Source organism: Adlercreutzia sp. DFI.6.23 (assembly GCF_024462535.1).
Classification (GTDB): domain Bacteria; phylum Actinomycetota; class Coriobacteriia; order Coriobacteriales; family Eggerthellaceae; genus Adlercreutzia; species Adlercreutzia rubneri.
The window spans coordinates 1-294 of sequence record NZ_JANGBP010000663.1; the positions used below are offsets into that span (position 1 = coordinate 1).

At 67.0% G+C, this 294-nt stretch carries 1 protein-coding gene; it reads left to right on the top strand.

Going from position 1 to position 294, the window contains the following annotated elements; translation table 11 throughout:
* On the top strand, nt 1-294 hold a 294-nt coding region (locus NE591_RS14980; protein WP_256157073.1), incomplete at both ends, for a hypothetical protein.

A 294-nucleotide genomic window follows, 5' to 3' on the forward strand; every position in this document is an offset into this window, starting at 1 on the left:
GGGGAGGATTCCCTCCGGAGACGTTTTTCGAAGCACTCGACCCCGCATTGCTACCCATCGTGCGCAACATCAGCAAGACGAACCGCACGTGCGACCACGCTGCCGGGACGATCACGCCCGCGTGGGCGCAGGCGCTCGGACTTCCCGAGGGGGTCGTAGTAGGGGTGGGCAACATCGACGCCCATGCGGGAGCCGTAGGCGCCGGAATCCGCTGCGGCACGGTCGTACTCAACCTCGGCACCTCGGCCTGCCACATGGCGCTGATGCCTTCGGATGAGATGGGCGGACGCCTCG